This window comes from Polaribacter sp. BAL334 (assembly GCF_015767435.1).
In the GTDB taxonomy this organism is placed as follows: domain Bacteria; phylum Bacteroidota; class Bacteroidia; order Flavobacteriales; family Flavobacteriaceae; genus Polaribacter.
Genome location: NZ_JADWOV010000322.1, coordinates 1 through 1,114 on the forward strand (window position 1 = coordinate 1; position 1,114 = coordinate 1,114).

Below are 1,114 nucleotides of genomic sequence, written 5' to 3' on the forward strand. Positions count from 1 at the left end.
TAACAAATGAAGATACAATTCAACAATTTCTGTATAGCCCAAGTCGTTACAAAGGAATAGCCTTTGTGCCTGAAAAAGCGCGTTGGTCGATGATTATAGAACAGCCTTCTTCAAAATTAAATGCCACGCTTGATGATGCTATTCAGGAATTGGAGAATAGTGGAGATGCTTTGAAAGGCTGTATTCGTATCGGATTGTTTACTCAAATTAACCTTGAAGCTAACGTCATTAAGAAAGTTGTTGACGAGGTTAATAAAATTTCACATAAAACCTTTGGCGAGGAGAAAGATTTGATTGGACGTGTGTATGAGTATTTCCTAAAGTCTTTTGCAGTAAATGCAACAAAGGAAGAAGGGGAATTTTATACGCCACATGATATAGTTGAATTGATTGCAGCTTTTATTGAGCCTTATGATGGAACGCTGTATGACCCTTGCTGTGGTTCGGGCGGTATGTTTATTCAGTGTGCAAAGTATGTCGAGGCAAAACAAGGTGATATAAAAATGGTGAATGTTTATGGGCAAGAGAGAGACCCTGCAACATATCGGCTTGCCAAAATGAATTTAGCAATGCGTGGTATCTCACATCACCTTGGCGAACAAAATGCTGATACATTTTCTAATGACTTGCATAAAGGGCTGACCTTTGATTTCATTATGGCAAATCCCCCTTTTAATTTAAAAAAATGGTATGATATCTCAATGAGTAAAGACAGTCGCTGGGCAGACTATTCAGTGCCACCACAAGGCAATGCCAACTATGCTTGGATATTGCATATGCTATCGAAGTTAAAGGCTGGTAAAGGAGTTGCAGGTTTCCTGCTCGCTAATGGAGCATTAGGTGATACAGATGCAGTTGCGATACGTCAAAAACTTATCGAAAATGATAAGGTTGAAGCTATTATCGTTGTGCCCCGTGAACTGTTCTATACTACCGATATATCGGTAACGCTTTGGATATTGAACGAGAACAAAAAAGGCGGTAATTGGCACGGACGTAAATTACGTAACAGACAAAAAGAAATTCTCTTTATGGATTTACGGCAGTGGACTGAAAACCCTGTGAAGGGAGAGCAGAAAAAGAAAGTGGAATTAAAAGCCGAGCAGATTAAGAA

General features: G+C 39.1%; 1 protein-coding gene. It reads left to right on the forward strand.

The genetic code is table 11. The features are described 5' to 3' along the window. Positions 1-1,114, forward strand: a 1,114-nt coding sequence (locus tag IU405_RS14565) for a class I SAM-dependent DNA methyltransferase (RefSeq protein WP_197439351.1), incomplete at both ends; no start/stop codon positions are given.